Below are 425 nucleotides of genomic sequence, written 5' to 3'. Positions count from 1 at the left end.
GCGCCGACGTCATCGCCGCCAGCATCCACATAGTCAAAGCTAAACTCTGTTATCGAGTCGGTTGTTTCAGCATTACTGATCGTGCCATTATTCGGGCCAAGGTACGTCCCGAATTGGCCGTTCCTCTGTTTTGAGTCGCTTGCATAGACCGTGAAGTCGCCAGACATACTGAACCCGATGGTGTCATCACCATTGTCGGTAAGCGTGATCAGAATACCAGCGTCTGCAACAGTGGTCAGTCCTGAAATGAACAGCAGTAAAAGCGGAAGTTGAAAGTGAGCAAACATGTTGAAAAAAATCCAATTAAACCTTGTTGTTTAACACACCGTGTTGATAAACATAAAGGGGAAGAATTAGCCAATGCACAGACTCCGTAAAGTATGCCTACAAGCGAGGTTCTGGAAGTCTGGGTTATTTGTAGGGAT

General features: G+C 46.4%; 1 protein-coding gene. It reads right to left on the bottom strand.

Translation table 11 applies throughout. From position 1 onward, the window contains the following. On the bottom strand, positions 1-287 hold a 287-nt coding region (locus SV7mr_RS25415; RefSeq protein ID WP_419187378.1), incomplete at its 3' end, for a hypothetical protein. Between the last annotated feature and the right edge of the window lie 138 nt (positions 288-425).

Source organism: Stieleria bergensis (assembly GCA_007745635.1).
Taxonomy (GTDB): Bacteria; Planctomycetota; Planctomycetia; order Pirellulales; family Pirellulaceae; genus Stieleria; species Stieleria bergensis.
The sequence above is the reverse complement of the archived record's forward strand: the minus strand, read 5'-3'. Positions and strand labels throughout refer to the sequence as shown.